13 protein-coding genes are annotated in these 19,318 nt (G+C 56.1%); 8 read left to right on the top strand and 5 right to left on the bottom strand.

The genetic code is table 11. From position 1 onward, the window contains the following. Nucleotides 1–100: 100 nt before the first annotated feature. Nucleotides 101–1,510 carry a nucleotide sugar dehydrogenase gene (locus H0921_RS07120; RefSeq protein WP_194537356.1) on the bottom strand — a complete coding sequence of 470 codons (1,410 nt, stop codon included), beginning with the start codon at nucleotides 1,508–1,510 and terminating at the stop codon, nucleotides 101–103. A 186-nt stretch (nucleotides 1,511–1,696) separates the two neighbouring features. Beyond that, nucleotides 1,697–2,284, bottom strand: coding sequence for a cob(I)yrinic acid a,c-diamide adenosyltransferase (locus tag H0921_RS07115; protein WP_194537355.1), 588 nt, complete (start codon nucleotides 2,282–2,284; stop codon nucleotides 1,697–1,699). A gap of 296 nt (nucleotides 2,285–2,580) precedes the next feature. On the opposite strand from H0921_RS07115, the gene H0921_RS07110 reads away from it, so the two are divergent. The 8 genes from H0921_RS07110 to H0921_RS07075 all read left to right on the top strand — a co-directional run bounded on the left by H0921_RS07110 (nucleotide 2,581) and on the right by H0921_RS07075 (nucleotide 11,969). After that, entirely contained in the window at nucleotides 2,581–3,147 is a 567-nt protein-coding gene (locus tag H0921_RS07110; protein WP_228499150.1) for a hypothetical protein, read from the top strand. A 241-nt stretch (nucleotides 3,148–3,388) separates the two neighbouring features. Further along, nucleotides 3,389–4,297, top strand: a complete 909-nt coding sequence (locus tag H0921_RS07105) for a phosphoadenylyl-sulfate reductase (RefSeq protein ID WP_228499148.1) — start codon at nucleotides 3,389–3,391, stop codon at nucleotides 4,295–4,297. Nucleotides 4,298–4,483: 186 nt separating this feature from the next. Continuing rightward, on the top strand, nucleotides 4,484–4,906 hold the full coding sequence (locus H0921_RS07100) for an RrF2 family transcriptional regulator (RefSeq protein WP_194537354.1): 423 nt from the start codon (nucleotides 4,484–4,486) through the stop codon (nucleotides 4,904–4,906). Between the two features lie 118 nt (nucleotides 4,907–5,024). Then, the gene (locus H0921_RS07095) at nucleotides 5,025–6,266 is read left to right on the top strand and encodes a nucleotidyl transferase family protein (protein ID WP_194537353.1); all 1,242 of its coding nucleotides are present in this window, start codon (nucleotides 5,025–5,027) and stop codon (nucleotides 6,264–6,266) included. Nucleotides 6,267–6,601: 335 nt separating this feature from the next. Further along, nucleotides 6,602–8,659, top strand: coding sequence for a hypothetical protein (locus H0921_RS07090; protein WP_194537352.1), 2,058 nt, complete (start codon nucleotides 6,602–6,604; stop codon nucleotides 8,657–8,659). Nucleotides 8,660–9,408: 749 nt separating this feature from the next. After that, nucleotides 9,409–9,831, top strand: a complete 423-nt coding sequence (locus H0921_RS07085) for a hypothetical protein (RefSeq protein WP_194537351.1) — start codon at nucleotides 9,409–9,411, stop codon at nucleotides 9,829–9,831. A gap of 9 nt (nucleotides 9,832–9,840) precedes the next feature. Beyond that, nucleotides 9,841–10,083, top strand: coding sequence for a hypothetical protein (locus tag H0921_RS07080; protein WP_194537350.1), 243 nt, complete (start codon nucleotides 9,841–9,843; stop codon nucleotides 10,081–10,083). Further along, nucleotides 10,080–11,969: a hypothetical protein gene (locus H0921_RS07075; protein ID WP_194537349.1), complete on the top strand. Its 1,890-nt coding sequence runs from the start codon at nucleotides 10,080–10,082 to the stop codon at nucleotides 11,967–11,969. Before H0921_RS07080 ends, H0921_RS07075 begins: the two co-directional genes overlap by 4 nt. A gap of 171 nt (nucleotides 11,970–12,140) precedes the next feature. On the opposite strand, the gene H0921_RS07070 is transcribed toward H0921_RS07075, so the two are convergent. From H0921_RS07070 to H0921_RS07060, 3 genes are all read right to left on the bottom strand, one after another. Continuing rightward, nucleotides 12,141–12,860 (bottom strand): response regulator, encoded by a 720-nt coding sequence (locus tag H0921_RS07070; RefSeq protein WP_194537348.1) that lies wholly within the window; start codon nucleotides 12,858–12,860, stop codon nucleotides 12,141–12,143. A gap of 434 nt (nucleotides 12,861–13,294) precedes the next feature. Then, nucleotides 13,295–16,870: a chromosome segregation protein SMC gene (gene smc / locus H0921_RS07065; protein ID WP_194537347.1), complete on the bottom strand. Its 3,576-nt coding sequence runs from the start codon at nucleotides 16,868–16,870 to the stop codon at nucleotides 13,295–13,297. Nucleotides 16,871–16,914: 44 nt separating this feature from the next. Further along, nucleotides 16,915–18,903, bottom strand: coding sequence for a flagellar basal body P-ring protein FlgI (locus tag H0921_RS07060; protein WP_228499146.1), 1,989 nt, complete (start codon nucleotides 18,901–18,903; stop codon nucleotides 16,915–16,917). Nucleotides 18,904–19,318 lie beyond the last annotated feature (415 nt).

Here is a 19,318-nt window from a genome sequence, read left to right as displayed (position 1 = left end):
GAGGATGGCGAACCGGTGCGCCATTCCCGGCGGATTCCGCCAGCAGTGAGATGCAGCGGCACTCCCCTAAAAGCTAAAAACATCACGGCCTCCACAATAATTACGCCTTGACGATCTTCTCACGTCCCTCCCGGACGTATCGGGTGGCGTTGCGAGTATCGACGATCAGGCGGCTATGCTGCACGATCCAGGGGTAGTCGTAGGCGGAATGGTCGGTAACAATCAGGACGCAATCCTGGGAGGCCAGGGTATCTGCCGTCAGCGGCAGGCTTTGGAGAGGTTGGAGGTGCGGCCAGTGCCGCATGCGGGGGAGGACCGGAATGTGCGGGTCATTGTACTGGACGACGGCGCCTTTCTTGAGGAGCAGATCAAGCAGTTCAAAGCCGGGGCTTTCGCGGGGATCATCCACGTCCTTCTTGTAGGCCATCCCCAACAGTAGGATTCGGCTTCCCTTGACTGGTTTCCTGCGTTCGTTGAGGGCGTCGGTCACTTTGCTGACCACATAGGCTGGCATGGCGGTGTTGACCTCGCCTGCCAATTCAATGAAGCGCGTGCTCAAGCCATATTTGCGTGCGATCCAGGTCAGGTAGAACGGGTCGATGGGGATGCAATGTCCTCCCAGACCGGGACCGGGGTAGAAGGCCTGGAAGCCGAACGGTTTGGTCCGGGCCGCGTCGATCACTTCCCAAACATCGATACCCATGCGGTCGTAGAGCACTTTCAATTCGTTGACCAAGGCGATGTTGACCGCCCGGTAGGTATTTTCCAGGATTTTGCATGCCTCGGCGACCTCTGGAGTGGATACCGGCACCACTTCCACTACCACCTGACGATACAGGGCGGCTGCCACTTCCCCGCTGACGGGATCGATGCCGCCGACGACCTTCGGGATGCTGGTGGTGGAATAACGGGCGTTGCCGGGGTCTTCCCGTTCGGGGCTATAGGCGAGGAAAAAGTCCACTCCCACCGTCTGCCCTCGTTGAGCCAATAGAGGCAGAACGACATCCCGCGTGGTGCGGGGATAGGTGGTGCTTTCCAGGACCACCAGTTGGCCGGGGCGCAAGGTTTGGGCTACGGCTTGTACCGAATTGACCACATAGGTCAAATCTGGTTCGCGGGCTTCCGTCAGCGGTGTGGGCACGCAAATGAGGATGGCATCGGCTTCCCCCAGCCGGTGGAAGTCACTGGTCGCGGAAAACCCCCGGACTAGCATCTCACGGACTGTGGCGGGAGGAATGTGCCCGATGTAACTTTCCCCCCGTTGGAGCTTTTCGACTTTCGCGGGATCAATGTCAAAACCCAGGACAGGAAATCCGGCTTGGCTGAAAGCCTTGGCCAGAGGTAAACCCACATAACCCAGACCAATGATCCCAACGCAAGCCTGGCGCTGCCGGATCCGTTCCCATAGTCGCCTTGCTGGAGCTGGCAAATGGACGGTGGGATCCGCCTGGGATTCCGCAGGTTCGACCCGGCCTTCTGGATGGAGTTTCGTCGGGGCATGAGGATTCATGGTTCTGCCTGACCCTTTCCCTGGTCGTGGTGCGCTGCTATTCGAGGGAGTGCCTGCCCGTTGACGGGGACGGGCGATTCCGGTTCTAAAGTTGATCTTATGAGTGTCACCGTGCCGAACAGGGGAGGGAATTCTCCGCCGCCTAGACCTTGTTGGATTCCCTCCCACATCTGGCTGCCCGGAAGCCTAGGAGGGTGGTTCTCCCTCTCGAAATTGTCCGGGCTTCCAAAGGCGATCACGCTGCCCGTTGTCATTAGCGACACGGGCCAAAACGAATAGCAAATCGGACAAACGGTTTAGATAGATGAGGACTTGAGGATTGATGGGGACATGCTGTTGAAGGGTTACCACAGCCCGTTCAGCGCGCCGGCAGACTGTCCGGGCGAAGTGCAGCCAAGCCGCCGCCGGACTTCCCCCCGGCAACACAAAACTGTGCAGAGGTTCCAAATGGGCATTGAGGCGGTCAATGGCTGCTTCCAGCCGGGCTACCTGTTGAGCGGTTACCCGCAAGTGTTGTCCGGCTTGTTCTGACTCTGACAGCGGTACGCACAAATCAGCGCCCACGTCAAACAAATCATGCTGGAGGCTTTCCAGCAATACCGCTTCGGGACATTCTGGGACACTGGCCAAAACCAAACCCAGCACAGCGTTCAGTTCGTCCACTTCACCATAGGCGCACACGCGGGGGTCGTTCTTGGGTACGCGGGTTCCATCGCCCAACCCCGTCTCACCGCCATCGCCGGAACGCGTGTAAATCCGTGAGAGGTAAACCATATTGTCGTTCTCCCAATTCTCTCTCCCAGGATTGATCTTCCGGGGAGGTTTCGCCAGGGTTTAGGGGATATGGAGAAATCCTAGGAGGTACTCCTTCCAAAAGTTGTCAAAAGTCGTCTCCAGGTGAAGGGTGCCCTACGAGGAATGAATGACACGGGGTGGCAGCATGGGTTCTACCATGAGGGATTTTCTTCGCATTTTCCGGCAGACTCGGCGTATTCTGATTCAATTTCCTGACACGCTTGGCCGATACAGTAGGCAACGGAGTAACAATCCGGCTCGCACGGAGGGGGAGCATGACCGGATGGTATCGCAAGTTGTTGTGGGCGGCGGTGGTCGCCCTGCCGACCCTGAGTGGCGGTTGCAATCCGTTGACTTTGGGGTGGTTTACACCCATTCCTGTTCAGCCGTGGGTGGCGGAACGAATGGACCAAAAGTACAACCACCGCAATGATGGCCGGGTGCCCATCTTGCCGCCGATTCGTAACGGCTACCCGCCGCCTATTTGTGAAGACCCACCCAGTGATGCCGAAGTGCTTCGTGCTTTGCCAAAGGTGGCTCGTGGTATTCCCTACATCTATGAAGAGTTTCGCGATGATGTTACTATTGTCAAGAACCGGCTTGTAGACAAAATCGACCCGCCTCGCTTTTTCCCGTTGATTGGTATGGCCCAACTGCACCATTGCCATTGGGAATGCGTGGTGTACTACACGGAAGTGATCCAAAGCGATTATCCCTTCCCGCAATATACAAAGCGGAACCGTGTTCAGGTTGTGTACATTGACAAGGACCACCTCCACCTTTACGTAGGGCCGAATGCCGACATGCAGCGGCAAATCACCCAGGAGATGACCAAATACTGAGGCAGCCCCTCCGTCGTTCGTGACGGGCGACCGCACGCACCCGGCTTCTCCGCGAAGCTGGGTGTTGTGCGTTTCCAACGGCCGCTGTCACATTTTTTTCCATTCCCGCTTCTCACGAAATACTTGTCGAAATGCGTTGAAAGACTACGATATCGATGGAGAATATGGGGATTTAGCTCGGATGAGTGGTGTTTCTCCCCTAAGTTTAGCATCATTAGTGAACCAATAAAAGTGATGCCATATGACTCGGTTGCCCTTCGCTACAACAGCTCAATCCGCCGCTGCCAGGGTGACCTCCGAAACCGCTGGCCAGGTGAGTAGCGCGGAACGCACCCCGGATTCGTTGGGAACCCCGGTTGGCCCAGCGACCGGCTGCGCGCTGAAGGAGGGGGGGGCGTCGGACGCCTCGGCGGGACCATCCGTTCCTTCCCCCATGACGCCTGAAGAGATTGCCGAGGCTTGCCAGCAGTTGGATCAGGCTTCCCCCCAAGAGATTCTCCGCTGGGCTGTGCGGCGCTTCCATCCCCGCTTGCTGATGGCTACAGCATTTGGCGCGGAGGGTTGCTGTGTCCTCCACATGCTGGCAGAAATCGAACCGTCGGTAATCTGCATCAATCTGGAAACCGGTTATCAATTTCCGGAAACGCTGGAGTTACGCGAGAGGATTCTCCAGCGCTACGGTATCGCGGTCGAATATATTTACCCGGAGCAGAGTGTCGCGGAGTACGAGGCGGAACACGGTGGTCCCCTGTACACCATCCGGCCGGATCAATGTTGTCACGATCGGAAAATCCTTCCATTGCGGCGAGCTTTGGCCCGTTACGCCCCGTTGGCATGGATCAGTGCCATCCGCAAGGATCAGACGGACGTCCGAAGTAAGGCCCAGGTGGTGCAGTGGGACGCCAAGTTCCAGTTAGTCAAGGTCAATCCCCTCCTCCATTGGACCAAGCGCGATGTTTGGAACTTTATTGTCCGCCATGATGTTCCCTACAATCCCTTGCACGATCGCGGTTATCCCAGTATAGGCTGCTGGCCGTGCACGCGGCCGGTGCAACCCGGCGAGGATGACCGGGCGGGACGCTGGGCCGGTAAGGTGAAAAAAGAATGCGGGTTACATGTGATCGAACACACGGACGGCAGCGGCATTTGATCGTAAGTTTTGTCCTATAGTGAACTTATGTATATAAATTGGACACTGGAGTGGCTGGATCGCCCACTATTCCTGAAAATACCACAGGTTGCTCACCCCTGAAGAAACGTATCGCTGCCAATGGAACTGAGTTTGTCAACCGATTGAGTCTCTCGAGGTCTTCGCCCCCATTGATAATAAGCTGCCATGCAACCTTCTGCCAAAGCCGAATACGCCTGTGTCGCCATGTTGGAGTTGGCTGCCCGCTATCCGGAGAAACGCCCGATTCGCGTGGCGGACATTGCCCAACGCCATAACATTTCGGACCGCTTTTTGGTGCAAATCCTGTTGGCTCTCAAGTATGCCGGATTGGTGGAAAGTGTCCGCGGAGCTGCGGGGGGATACACGCTGAGCCGGCCTCCGGAAACCATCACCCTCTACGACATTCTGCAAGTGACTGACCCCACCCATAAACCAGAAAACCAGGATGGGCGTTCCCACCTCAGTCCGTTTTTCCGCCAGTTACAGGGTGTCTGGCTCCGGGTACGCCAGGCCGAGGAACAAGTGCTCAAACAAATCACCTTGGCGGACTTGGTCGCCCAATGTGAAGGTCCCCAGTACGTCATTTGACAGGCGTGAGGCAAAGGTCCGTGAGGCTTCCACGTAACCCCTGGCCCATGGTTTGCCCGCGCTCGTGGAGAGAGGACTGGTTTCATTATCAGTAGTCAGCACGATCACGGAGGATTCCATGCCGGAATTGATCCCGCCCCATGGTGGTGTGCCGGAACCGATCAACCGCACTGTCGCTGTGCTCGATCCCCCATCGACTCACGAAATTGTTGTCTCGGATGCCGATCTTTCCACTCTCTACCGGATGGCGGACGGAGCCTTGTCGCCGCTGACGGGACCGATGACACGAGAAGAGTACGACCGGGTGCTGGAGGAGCAGGTGATCGTCCGCCAGGGCCGCAAGTATGCCTGGACTATTCCCTTGGCGTTTCCCGTGGATGCACGTGTCGCTCGGCATTTGAACACGGGTAGCAAGCATCCTCTCGTCAATGAGCGCGGCCAATGCGTCGGAGTTATCGAAGTCCATGATGTGTACCCGTGGGACAAGAAGAAGTACAACCACAGCGTCTATGGCACGCCGCGGGAGGACCACCCCGGCGCTCGCATTGCCAATCATGATCCTCGGACCTACCTGGTCGGAGGGGAGATTGTGGCCCTCCCCCAGCCTAAACATCCGGAATATGGGGATTTGATTCTGTCCCCGCGAGAGACCCGTGCGTTGTTCCAACAGAAGGGATGGGAACGGATCGTCGCCTTCCAGACTCGTAACGCTTTGCACCGCGCCCATGAGTATGCCCTGGTGGTGGGACTGGAGCGCCTCACCCGGGCGGGGTACTTTGCGGGGGCCGTTCTCAATCCGCTCGTGGGAGAAACCAAAAGCGATGATGTGGATGCCGCCACCCGTATCAAGACCTATCGTGCCCTGATTGAATCCCGCGCGCTCGGCCAGGGGGATATTGATGAAGAGCTGTGGCGCAAAGTCGGCCGCAATTTCCACGATCACGTCCTATTGATCGCCTTGGACATCAAGATGTTTTACGCGGGTCCGAAGGAAGCTGTCATGCATGCTATTTACCGCCAGAATTACGGCTTCACCGATATCATCATTGGCCGCAAACACGCGGACGCTCCCTACGACGACAAAACGGACATTTGGGACCCTTTGGCAGCCCAGCGGATTTTCGATCACCTCCCCGGCGAACTCCTCATTCGACCCGTGAAAGTCGGTTTCGCCGCTTATTACAAGGAACTGGGGCGCGTCGCCTTGGTGGAAGATTACGCCGATCGAGGCTGGCAACCGGTGAACATCAGTGGGACTGCTCTGCGCGAAATGCTCCGGCGCGGGGAAATGCCGGACCCCGCCATCATGCGGCCTGAAACAGCGCGGGTCCTCATCGAACGTTATGCCACCAGCCGCTGACCTCACGGTTTCGGAGGTCTCAGGAGGGGGAAATTCCCTGCGAATGCTTCCCTGCGGACTCCTCCTCTGTGTCTCTCCTTCATCCTCCTCCGTTTTGTAATCCTCCACCTCTCGCTACGACCCCCTCCCTTCCTTTCCCCTCCCTCTGACGCTTTCTCGTCCCCTCCTCACACTTTTTTCGCCCCGAAATGAATTTTGGGAAATTTTTCCAAAAGCTCTTGGCGACGGAGATGGAGAGAGTGTAAATTGAAAAATCGATTCGATTATTCCGGGAATGACTCGCAGCTCCCGGTCGTTCGTTTTGCTTGTGGATAAGCCTCCAAGGAAGAGCCACGATGAAGCGGCGGCTTCGGTTCGCGCCACTGTGGTCACTGATAGGGCTTTTATTCTGGTCCGCTCCCCTACCTGCTCAGATCACATGGAATATTACCTATTCGGACCCCTCAGGTACAGGATTCAATGACCCCATCGAGGGGCAACTCCGCCGGGACTCCATCCTCGCTGCCACTCAGTACCTCAACACCGTTTTGGATGGACGAGGAACCGTCAATATCGAGTTCCGTTCCGCTCCGAGTGGCGCCACCTATCTTGCCTCCTTCGGTCCAAGTCAGATCGTGATCCACAGCAATGGGAGTTTCCAGAACGGCGGAGTCTATCAAGCGGCTCGCACCAATACGCGTCCTTTCAGTGGAGTGGATGGAAGTGGAGATTTTAATTTCAGTTATGGCTGGAATTATGTGGGTCAATCGCCGGCATCGAATAAATACGATATGGTTTCCGTGGCCATTCACGAGCTTTTGCACGGGGTGGGATTTTTAAGTTTCACCGATGCACAAGGAAGAGGATTAGCGGACCGAACACCGCCGACACCCGATATCTACGCGGGTTACGACCGTTACCTCTACCGGGGAAGCGGAAGTAATGCCACGGCACTTTTCAATACGGATATCAGTAGCCCCAATTATGCATCCTTTGTCGGTAATCCTTCGGTGTTCACAGCCGGAAACGATCCCAACAACGGCCTCTTCTTCATCGGTCCCTACAGCAAGGAAGTTTATGGCGGTGCAATCCCCTTGTACGCTCCCAATCCTTATCGCGAGGGATCCAGTGTCAGCCATGTCAACATCAATAATGCCGTTATGTACTATTCCACACCTCCGAACACCGTGAAGCGATTGCTCCATTTTGAGATCGCGATGCTGCTGGATATCGGCTGGAACGTTTACGATTGGAACAATACCACGGGCAACTGGTTGGATGGGATCTCCGGGAGCAATCTGAATGTCAGCGATTCCCGCTGGCGCTCCACGTCGGGTATCGTCCTCCTGAATGGCCAGTGGTACAACCGCTATGGTTTTTCCGATCCGGCCCCCGTCCTGCCGCCCTATGGACAAGTGACCTCGAACATCGTGCTCAATTTTGGGGGCAGTGGGAGCACAGGTTACACGGCCACCAACGATATCGGTTCTGTTCGACTGGCTCGCTTGAACCTCAACAGCAGTGCCAGCGCCGCCAACACCATCACTGGGGGTTCATTGCTCTTCGGAGTCAACAGTGATGGCAGCCCCAGCGTGTTGGCTCCGAAGATCATCCAGCAAGGGAGCGGAGCCTTCGTCATTGCCAGCGACCTGGTTGTGACCAACACAGCCAGCAGTGGCGGTTGGACTGGACTCACTGTGGAGGGGACCGGTACTGGTCGTGTGACTCTCAGCGGGACCATCAGCGGAACTGGCGATCTGACGAAACAAGGGAATTACATTCTGGAGATCAGCGGCAACACTGCTAACACTTTCAGCGGCAGGACGACTGTCGCCGGGGGTATCCTGATGTTGAACAAAACCGCGGGCCAGAACGCCATTGGGGGGAACCTGACCATCGCCAGCGGTGGTACGGTGTTACTGGCGGCCGATCATCAATTGCCCAATAGCGGCACAGTACGACTGGAAGGCGGAACGCTCCGCACAGGGGAAGGGGTGGGGCACAGCGATATTCTCGGTGCTTTGGAGTTAGCCAGCTCGTCTACCGTCGCCTTGGCGAGCGGACAACACAGCCTGACATTCACCGGCATCAGCGGCACACCTAGTGGCAATCTGACGATCAGCGGCTGGTCAGGTGACATCTTCCAGCCGGGCACAGCAGGCCGCCTCTATTTCAGCAACATCGGCGAGAATCCCAACCAGCAGTACAACGGTTTTCTCAACGCGGTGCGCTTTGCAGGTTTTCCCAGCGGTGGCTTTTTTCTCAGCACCACAACTGCCGGGGTGTATGAGTTGGTACCAGTGCCGGAACCGGCAGGCATTCTGGCCACGACGGCGGGTCTCGGCCTGCTGATCTACGGCCTGCGGCGCTGGCGTAAACGACCGGATCAGACACCCTCTTCTCTGGCAGCCTGAGGAGCTAACTTTCCTCGGGTGGTCTGAAGAGCCGACGTGGGCAGTCCTTTTTATTTATCCTGGTGGCTATTCCTGGTGAGCCAGGCTAGTAGCCGTGGGATCCCTGGCCAGGGGTAAGTAGGTCACGTTTTTCCATTTGACTGTTGCATTCCCAGGGATAGGACGGTAGGCTAAGGATAAGATCGGTTCTAGGGTGATTTTTGCCAACGTTTTGTGGGGCTGTTTCGTCATCATAGTATAAGATCGCGCTGCCGACTCTCGTGTTAGGAAGCACGCGGAATCTTACCCCGCTCCCTTTGCGAGGAAAGCCATGGCCATTTCTACGACCTGTCCCGGCTGTAAAGCTAACTTACAGCTACCGGACCATCTGGCTGGGAAATGGATCCGGTGCACCAGTTGTCAGACGGAGATCCAAGTTCCGGTGAAAACGGCGACGCTCGTGGCAAGTGCCGGTGCGACTGGTGGTCCGAAGGTTGTTCCACCAGGCACTGGCCCAGGAGCGAACGGAGGTGCGAAGGGTACTCCCCCCGTTGCGGCTCCGGTGGCTCAGCAGATGAATGCCCGCCTCCAGTCCTTCGCCAAGTATGAGGACGATGATGAGGAAGATCGCCCGCGCCGCAGTGGCAAGAAAAAGTCCTCCGGGAATAACACGGTCCTTATCGCAGCGATCGGTGGGGGCGGTTTACTGGTCGTGCTGCTTGTGGTAGGTGCCATCTTCCTGTTGGGTGACAGAAGCAGTAACACCACCAGTGCCCAAAACAGTTCCAGTGCCGGCTCTTCCTCAGGCAATAGCAACAATAGTACCCCGCCCCCTAGCGATAGTGGTAACAGCGGTACTCCGGCTGATAGTGGCGGCGGTCCAGGGGCGGGGGCGGCGGTGCCGCCGGGGATACCGCCAGGAGGTGGTCCGCCGAACTTTCCAGGCGGGGGTCGGCCTCCAGGGAGTGGCGGCTTTATACCTCCAGCAGGGGGTGGTAGTGGTCCGGGCGCCGGAGCAGCGGTACCGCCGGGGATACCGCCAGGAGGTGGTCCGCCGAGCTTTCCGGGCGGGGGTCAGCCTCCAGGGAGTGGCGGCTTTGGCTCTCCTCCCGGTGGAGGCTCTTCGTTTCCACCAGGTTATCCAGGTGCTACAGCACCGGGGGGAGCGGATGATGGTTCCGGCGCTGTCGTAGACCCGCCCGGTGGCAATACCCCGCGCTTTCCCCCAGGAGGTGGTTCATCGGTGGGTCCGCCGGGTGGGGTTGGCGTACCGCCGGGAGTTGGTGTTCCACCTGGCGTTGGTGCACCCCCCGGTGTTGGCGTACCGCCGGGAGTTGGTGTTCCACCTGGCGTCGGTGCGCCCCCCGGTGTTGGCGTACCGCCAGGTGGCGGGTTCAATCCGCCCGGTGGGGTGGTGCCGCCTCCGGGAAGTGGTGGTGATGTGATCGGTCCCCCGCAAGGTGGCGGTGGAGGCTTCACGCCTCCTGGTGTCGGCGGGACCTCCGGTGGGTTCAATCCCAATCAACCGCCGCCAGGTAGCGTGACCGATGGCAAGCGTAAGGCCCAGATTGAACCTTTCTATTCTGCGGCTTTTGACAAGGCTAAGGGAGAGCTTCTGACTTTCAGCCCGCGGATGGAACAGCGAGGCCGCTTGCAGGGATTCCTCCAGCGATACGATGCCAATAACAACTTTGCCCCGGCGGGCCGCTACAAACTGCCCCACCTGCTGGCTCGCGGTGTGGTGGATGATAAGCAAAGTTTGCTCTATGCCGTCGCGGCACGGGCTGACTCTCAAGTCGCACTCGCTCAGTTGGCCCAGCAGGCGATGGCTCTGCCCGTCGCCATGGGAGACGTCGTCGTTTACGACCTCAAGCCTCTTTATCAGGGCAAAGTCGAAGACAGCTCGGAACTCAAACCCGTAGCGACCATCCCCTTCTACGCCACGAACCGCCTCATCCGCGGTCTCGTTCTCAGTGGAGACGGCAGCCAACTCTATGTGCTCACCACCCAAGTCACGGGCGGGCGGGCCAGCAAGTCCACAATCAGTGTGGTGAATACCGCCTCTCGTAAGGTGGATAGGACCCGCGATTTGCCCGAACCGGCCGGGGATATGATTCTCTCTCCCGATGGTAAGCACCTCATCCTCACCGAGATGTCGCGAGGGGGACGAGGGGCGGTCCGCCTCGTGAATGCCAGTGACCTGACTATTGTCAAAGCCTATCCCCTGCCTGTGGACGGTGCTCCTTACGATCTGGCTGCCACAGCGAAGGGACACATTCTGGTTTCCGTCGTATCCCAACCGCCTTCGGCAGGGGCACCCCAACCCGGACCAGGCGGAGGGCGGCCCGGACGGCCGGGTCCTGGTATCGGACCTCCAGGAGGAGTCGGTGGAGGAATTGGTGCCGGACCGCCAGGGCTGCCACCCCAAGGCACTGGCTTTGGTGGCGGAGGAGCTTACGGCGGACCTGCGGGTATTCCTGGTGGACCGGGTGCCGGCGGCCTCGGTGGTGTTGGCTTGCCACCTGTGCCACCCGGCGGACCGGGTGGAGATGCAGGTCCTGGGTCTGCTCCAGGGATCGGCGGTGGTACAGCTCAAACGACCCGCATCCAAGCGAAAATCGTTGTCGCCTCTGACAAAGGCGTCCAAGAACTCAAACTCCCCGCCGGCTGGAAAGCTGCCAACAACGGATTTGTCGAGTTTTCCCCGGATGGCAAATCTTTGTATGTCTCTTCCTTGCAAGATGTAGGCCTCGACATCTACGACATTGCCGATCCGGATGACCCTGTCGAACTCAAGCACCGTGTCGCTCTCACATCGGCTGGTGGAGAAAAGATCGGCGGCCACTTCTTCCTGGCTCCCGATGGGAAACATCTGATCTTCCACAACGGCGTGATTATTGACGGCGAAGATGCCGGTGGCCGCTTGGCGGAACCTGGAAATGCTGGCGGTGTCGGTGCAGGGGGGGTGCCGGGTGGCGGAACAGGCGGTTTTCCGGGTGGTTTGCCGGGTGGGGGAGGCGGTTTCCCTGGAGGATTACCGGGTGGCGGCGGGGCGACACCCCCGGATATTCCTCCCGCTCCTAACGGGAACAGTGGAGTTGTACCTCCTGGAATTCCTCCCGCCCCAGGTGGCGGTGGTTTCCCCGGTGGTTTACCGGGTGGCGGTGGGGCGACGCCACCTCCTCCGCCTCCCTCTCCTCCCGGTGGGGGAGCAAGCTCACCCTTGCTACCTCTGCTCCCTGGCGGACCGCGGCCCGGTGGTGTACCGGGTAATCCCGGACCCAATCCTCCAGCTCCGGGTGGTAATCCGAGGACACCACCCCCGCAATGATATCGTCACGTTGGTCGGTTCTCTCTCCTGAACCTTCCAGGCAAAAAACAGCGGGACAGAGTTGCTCCCCTCTGTCCCGTTTCCCTTTTTCATCGAAGATTCAGCGGAGTTTCGGTTGTTCCTCGACAAAGTGAGTGGATCATGACGGTGGGAAGAACCTGCCCAGTTGGCTCATGTACCACCCGATGTTGCTGGCGGTTCCTCCCGGAATCGGTAACCGACGCCGCGTACCGTCTCGATCAAGTCCGCGCTTCCTCCCGCTTCCGCCAACTTACGGCGCAAGGTTTTAATGTGGACATCAATCGTGCGCTCCAGGACGATTGCCCCTTCCCCGATGGCGGCATCCATGAGCTGGTGGCGGCTGAAGGCCCGGCCCGGCTGGCGGACGAGCGTTTCCAGCAGACGAAACTCCGTCGGGGTGAGAACCAGGGGCTTCCCATGAATCGTGGCGCGATGTCGGAGACGATCAATCCTTACTCCCAGATGTTCAATCACATCGCCTGCTTCACCTTGGCCCGCCACCCGCCGCAGGAGAGCCTTTACCTTGTGCAGTAGCACCTTGTTGCTGAAAGGTTTGGCGACGTAGTCATCCGCACCCATGGAGTAGCCCACGACCTGGTCCGTCTCCTCCGTCTTGGCTGTGATCATGATGATCGGAATGTCCCGTGTCCGTTCGCCGGCTCGCAGCAGGCGGCATACCTCCAGGCCATCCATTCCGGGCAACATCAGGTCCAGCAGGACGACATCTGGCAACAACGTCTGAGCTTTGCGCAATCCTTCCTGACCATCGTGAGCAACATGGGTCTCGTACCCTTCACGGTTGAAATACCACGACAGGGACTGAGTCAATCCCCGCTCATCCTCGATGATCAGAATCCGCGGTTGTGGCATCGTTTCTCCCCTTGTTGCCATCATAGCCAATGCACCGCTTGCCATAGACGCCACACCAGATAATTCATCCATAACGTGACTCTCCCGATCTCAGCAATCCCCCATCCTGAGTTTGGTCCACGGTGTTACGATTCCCTCGCCACATTATCCGCAAATCACCGCGAGCTTGGTGATCCACCGTTCTTGCAGCTTTTCCTACTGTTGGCTTCTCTCAGCCATTCGGCCTCCTCGGCTATGCTATCCATCTGTCACCCTACATGTATCATATGAAGGTCCCGCAAAACCTCGATGAAAGCTGCATGAGTTCGCTGGGGAACCCACCCTAGCCTGACTGGCTCATAGGTAAGCTCAACTGTATCGCGGGATGACAATACTTGGAGAACCGAGAAAGGAGAGGCATCTGAACGAATCAAATTGGCGGAACGAAATAGATTTCAGGCGGCTTGGGCAGGGGACTCCCATTCCTCAAACCGTAGCGGCAAGACACGGCTGACTCCCTGATCGGTCATGGTGACTCCCCACAGTCGGTCCGCCGCCGCCATCGTACGTTTTTTATGGGTGACAATGATAAACTGGCTGATATTCAGAAACTCGCGCAGAATGGAGGCCAGCCGAACCGTGTTGGCTTCGTCTAAGGCGGCATCCACTTCGTCGAGAATGCAGAACGGGCTGGGTTTGGTGCGGAAAATTGCTAATAGCAGAGCGATCGCAGTCAGAGTCTTTTCCCCTCCCGACAGCAGCGAGAGCGAACGCAACTCTTTGCCCGGCGGACGAGCAATGATGTCTACACCACTTTCCAGAACGTCAGCCTCATTTTCGAGAACGATATCCGCTTGCCCTCCGCCGAAGAGCTTGCGGAACAAATCTTGAAAATGGCTCCGTACTGCTGCGAGCATATCTAGAAAGAGCTTGCAACTATCCTTATTCAACTGGTCGATAATCTCCAGCAAAGTCCGGTGGGCCTGTTGTAAATCCTGATGTTGGCTCAAATGAGTCTGATACTCGCCCTCCAGGAGGCGAAGCTGGTCCACGGCCTCCAGATTCACAGGCCCAGCGCGGGTCATTTTTTGCTTGAGTTCATCCATCTCCTGAACCAGAGAGTCTGGATTGGAGGCCACTTCTCCATCCTTGGTATCCAGAAGTGATTGCAGACCCTGAGAGTCAACCTCCAGCTCTTCCTGGAGTCGTATGAGGAGGTATTGATGTTGATTCTTAAGGTCTTGCCGTTGTAATTCCAACTCATACAAACGATGCCGCAGTTGTTCAAGCTGCTGTTGTAACTCCTGAAAACAAGAATAAAACTCGTCACAACTTTGACGTTCCATTTCACAATACTGGTCTAATTGTTGTAGTTCTAGTTCAAATTTTTCTTTGTCAGCATAAAGCTGCGACAATCGCATTTCCTTGTTGAGAATCTCGACCGTGGCTTCCTGGTATCGTGTGCGGAGAGTATGTATCGCCGATTGAACATCCAGAATTTCCACACGTCGCTTGCGGATTTCCTTTTCGAGTTGGGCCTTCCAATCCATCGAGTGTTCTCGCGCGGAGAGCAGTTGGGTCAGTTTCATTTCGGCAGCATGCAGGTGTTGGCGTGTGGTCTCGCAGTCGCCTTGTAACGATTGCAGGGTCTGCTGAAGCAGTTCCAGATTCTGCTCGATTTCTTTGGCTGCTTGCTCGGCGCTTTCAGCTTGCCGGTGACTTTCTAGCCATGCGCTTTCCGCTCGGCGTAATTCTTCCTCCAGATATTGGGTCTCTTGGCACAGGAGTACCCAGCGTTCATTCCAGTGTTCAAGAGCCTGCCGGTGCCTGTCCAGAGTCTGGCGTGCCTCGATCGTTGCTTTTTCTAGCGTCTCCTGCTGTGCTTCTAGTTCGGTCAACTGACTTTCAATATCTTTCAATTCATACTGCAAGGATGTTAGAGCATTTTCTTTTTGCTGGAGTTGATCAAGGATATCGCGCGCTTGGGCTTGAAGCTCGCGGAGTTCGCTTTTTTGCGAGACAAGTCCTCTTCCGGTATGGAATGAACCGAGGATGACGGATCCGTCAGTTTCCCATAGGTGCCCTTGTTTAGTTATGATGCGAACATGGGCATAGCGCTTGCGAAGCGAAACAGCTTGCTGCCAATCATCGACGAGAATGACATTGCCGAGCAGTTGTGCGGGCAGATCGAGAACAGGCGACTGAACTCGCTCAGCTAAGGTCTCAATTTCATAATCATGTGATTTTGTATATGGAGGTGTATTGAGAGGAAGCAGTCCTATACGGTTGAACAAATCGTCCTGGAGTGTTGCAAGCAAGGTGAGGAGAGATTCCTCGGAGCGCACCACCATATATTGAGCCTTATCACCCAACGCGATTTCCACTAGAGGCGCTATATCGTGAGGAACTACAAGCAGGTCAGCCACGAGACCGATCATTTCCGTGACAAGGGGATGAAGAGGATCTTTTGCAGCGAGGCGGGCTTTTTTTTCCAAAAGCTGTCGAACTCCTTCTTCCACTCCAGCGCGGGAGCGTTCCCATTCATCGAGCAATTCCATCCTTCCGCGGACATCACTGTATTGGACGCGGAGTTTTTCTAATTCATCGTAGTGTAATTGTATATCTTGTTGTAAGTATTTTCTCTTTAAAATAAGCTCATCAATTTTATTGCGAATATCTTGAATCGATTGTTGTTTTTGAATGTCATTTTCCATTAGTTTATCTAATGTTTCCTGCAAAGTTTGTCGCTGGATTGTTGCCACGGTAGAATCCCTGTGGCGGCGTTGCAGTTCCTGTTGAAGTCGTGTGACGTTGGCCAAGGCAGCATTGGCGGCGGACCGCGCAGACGCAGTGACTCGAACAGCATCAAATTGTTGCTCCCGCTGCCGGGCTATTTCGGTGTCAATCTCCTGGCATCGGGATTGCAGGGCCTTGAGCGTGGCCTCCCATTGCTGTTTTTCTTCATGAACTCCTTGGATTTCGGACTCTGTGTGCCGGTACTGTGATTCCGCCTCTAGGTGCTCCTGTTCCGCCCTGCGAAGGCGATGTGTAATATCGGAACGCCTGTGGGTGAGCTGGAGCATCTCATTTTCGAGTGTTGTCAAACTCAGATATAAGTGCCGAATAGAGATTTGTTCTGTAGAGATTCGTCGTTCACAATCTGCTAAAATAGCAGATAGTTCTTTACACCTTTTTTCGTAATCATTCAATTTTTGCTCTCTCGATATCTTGGTGTTGTTATATGTATAAATACTTTGCTGTTTTTTCTCAATTTCAACATTTACTTGATGTATTAAATGATCTAATTGACATATGGCCTGCTTCAAGCGTTGATCCTCATATTTTCCCCAGATAATTCGAAGTTGCCGGAGGCGGGTTTGATATTCGAGGTACTTTTGGGCCTTAGTGGCCTGAAGGCGGCAGGTACGGAGTTGTGTTTCCAAGCTGTGGAGGCGATCCTGGGAACGGGTCAAATTGCTTTCCACCTCGGAGAGTTTCCGTAGTGCCTCGTACTTACGAATCTTGAAGCGGCTGATACCGGCGGCTTCGTCAAATAGTTCCCGACGCTGTTGAGGATTGGCTTGGAGCAACTCCTCGACGCGGCCTTGAGCAATGATGGTGTATCCCTTGGCACCGGCTCCACTGCCCATGAATAGGTCTCGGAAATCTTTGAGACGCGCCGGCTGTCCGTTGATCAGGTATTCACCGTTACCGTCTCGATAGATGCGTCGTGTCAACTGAACTTCATCCGCTTCGATGGCAAGCCATCGGCGGCGATTGTCGAGAACCAGGCTAACTTCGGCCATTCCCAAGCTTTTCCGCCGCGGAGAACCGTGGAAGATTACATCCACCATTTCGCCGCCGCGAAGACTACGAATCGACTGCTCTCCCATGAGCCAGCGAATGGCATCAACAACATTACTCTTTCCGGAACCATTAGGTCCAACAATTGCTGTAATACCTGGAGCAAAATCTAAACTCGTTTTATCGGCAAAAGATTTAAATCCTGTCAATTCCAGCCGCAAAAGCATAATTTTTTCCTGATTTATATTACATCAATTAATCTAAAATTGTATTACTTGTTATTTGGGATGATGGGAGGAGTCGAAGGAGGTTCGTGACGTTTCGGACCGAAGAGGCGTCCGGGTTCTCGATTCAAAGGGGGACGTGGGGGTGGCGGCGGCTGATTCGTTGGGTCTGTTTCCGGTGTGGGAAGAGTGAGATTAGCGTTCTCGACGGAAGTGCGGCTGACCCCCAGGCGCGACACCTCGGCGTCCGCTCGGCGAAGGCTGGGATCATGACGGGCGAAATAGGCCAGTTGTCGTAGGTTTAGCTCGAGAGGAATGGCATCAACGAGCACAGCGGATGACAAAACACCGGCAGCGTCGGCGCGGCGGATCAGCTCGACAGCTTCCGCATATCCTCCCCCCAACTGACCCAAAGCCATGAGCACGGAACCCACCTCGGGAGGGCAGGTTACCTGGCGTTCCATCCAATCGTCCTTGACCTTGACAATACGAGTGAGAGTTGCGGGGCCGGACGCCGGGACTTTGACAGTGTACTCGGACCCGACCGGTAGTGTGAACGGCCCCCGGAAGAGCACGTCATCTCCAAACAGAACAATTTCGGCTCGGCGGCTGCTGGTCAAATGCACCATTCCTGGTGTGCCCGGCGCTACCAAGTGGAGATGGTAGGAGCGGTGAATCGGGATACCTCGTACAGCCGCATGCTGATCGTCGGCGAGGCGCAGAGCCAGAAACGCGCCATAGCGGAGTTCGGGATCGGTTCGTCCCATCAGCTCGACGAGCCGATCGGCAGCAGCAGCGTCATCCAGAGCGGCGAGTGCTTTCAGGGCAGGTGCTCGCAGGGCCGGGTGTTCCTCGGCCAGACGGGCCAGTTCGGCGGCACCATCGCTCTGTCCTAAGTAGGCCAAGGCCTCAGCGGCGGCAAAGCGGACCCACGGCGATGTACTTTCCAGACCCACACGCAATGCCCGAACACTGCTCATTCCTAATGCTTCCAGCTTGACCGCTGCTGTCAAGCAGGTGGCAGGGTCGAGCAACTCATCCTCCAGTCGGCGGCGGTAAAGACTTTGAGGAGGAGTAGGAAGAATAGGTACGTGGCGTGCCACAAGAAGAAAGCGATAATGATTGTTGCGATACGGATATGGAACGTGAACTAAGATAAGTTCACGAGTTTTAGCATCGGCTACTTTTTGGGATGCATCTGTAGCATTATGAAAAGTTGAATTCAGGCGTTCCGCTACAATGGCGGCCATCCGCGGATTCTGATCAGCAGGGTTGAGCAGGATGTGATAGGGGCGGGAACGTGTCACCCGGGCACCTCCCCAGATTCGCGCTGAGCGATAAAGGGGCCGCCCTTCCGCATCCTTTTCGACCTCCTCAGGGACTTCGTCGCGCCGAGGCAGGAACTGTCCAGCGATCAACTCCCCCGAAGCGACGGCCCATACATCTCCGAGTTTCAAATCACCACTGGGACCGACACGTTTTCCTTCACGAAGCATGGCGCGAATGTTGCCGGTAGTTTCATATGTATATAATTCACAATGATGGAGATATCCTCCCTTTAAGCTCGTGGTTTTACTTTCTTCAGGCAAAGTGATCTCAACGTCGATCAATTCTCCTTTGCGCGCCCCTGGAGGGATAAGGGCGGAAACTAATACGAGTGATGTACGGCGTTGCGGATCATCTAAAAATTCTCGAACGTTAGTGACTCCTTGTTTTTTTAGACTTTGTTCGAGCATAGTGCGCCATCCTCCCGGCGGAGCACTGCTTCCCGTACCTGGAAGATTGGAGACTAGCCCGACACCGCTCACCGGGATCGGTTCCGTATTTCCTACGGTGCTTTTACTTCCAATAGTTGTAGAATCATCAAGATCAAAATTTGGATCATCACCTATTTGAGATCGACTTTGTATTTTATTCGTCAGACTATGATTGTCCCACAAATTATGGCAGCCTGTAATACTTGCCAATCCCCAGGTTGACAATGCTAGGAATTCCCGCCGCCTCCACCCCTTCCCCCGGCTAGCATTAGCCGCCATAGTTGGCTCTCCTTGCCCGACGGTTATTTCGGCCCGATTCCCCCGCGGTACGATTCCCCTTTCCGCCTAGGCCGTATCCACCAGCAGGAACGGCACCATAGCAGCCTCTGTTCATGTGTCAAGGCGAATATCGCTGCCCGCAGGGTTTTCCACGTCCTAGCCGTTCTGACCCCCCATGAGATCGGTTGCGATTTGGGTCATGGTCTGGATGATGGGTAATCTTTCAGATGGCTTTACTCGACGAGTCTTGACGAGGCGGCCGCATTCGACAGCTTTCATCGAGATTGATAGACCGGCTGCTCAGTTTCAACTGATAATATGTATCGCAGAGCTGATAATGTCCAATCATAGTGACGTGCAACGTACCTCGAAAAAGCCTCAAGCGATTTTGGCCGAAAATGCCTTGCAAGCACCA

It is taken from the genome of Thermogemmata fonticola (assembly GCF_013694095.1).
GTDB lineage: Bacteria > Planctomycetota > Planctomycetia > Gemmatales > Gemmataceae > Thermogemmata > Thermogemmata fonticola.
The sequence above is the reverse complement of the archived record's forward strand: the minus strand, read 5'-3'. Positions and strand labels throughout refer to the sequence as shown.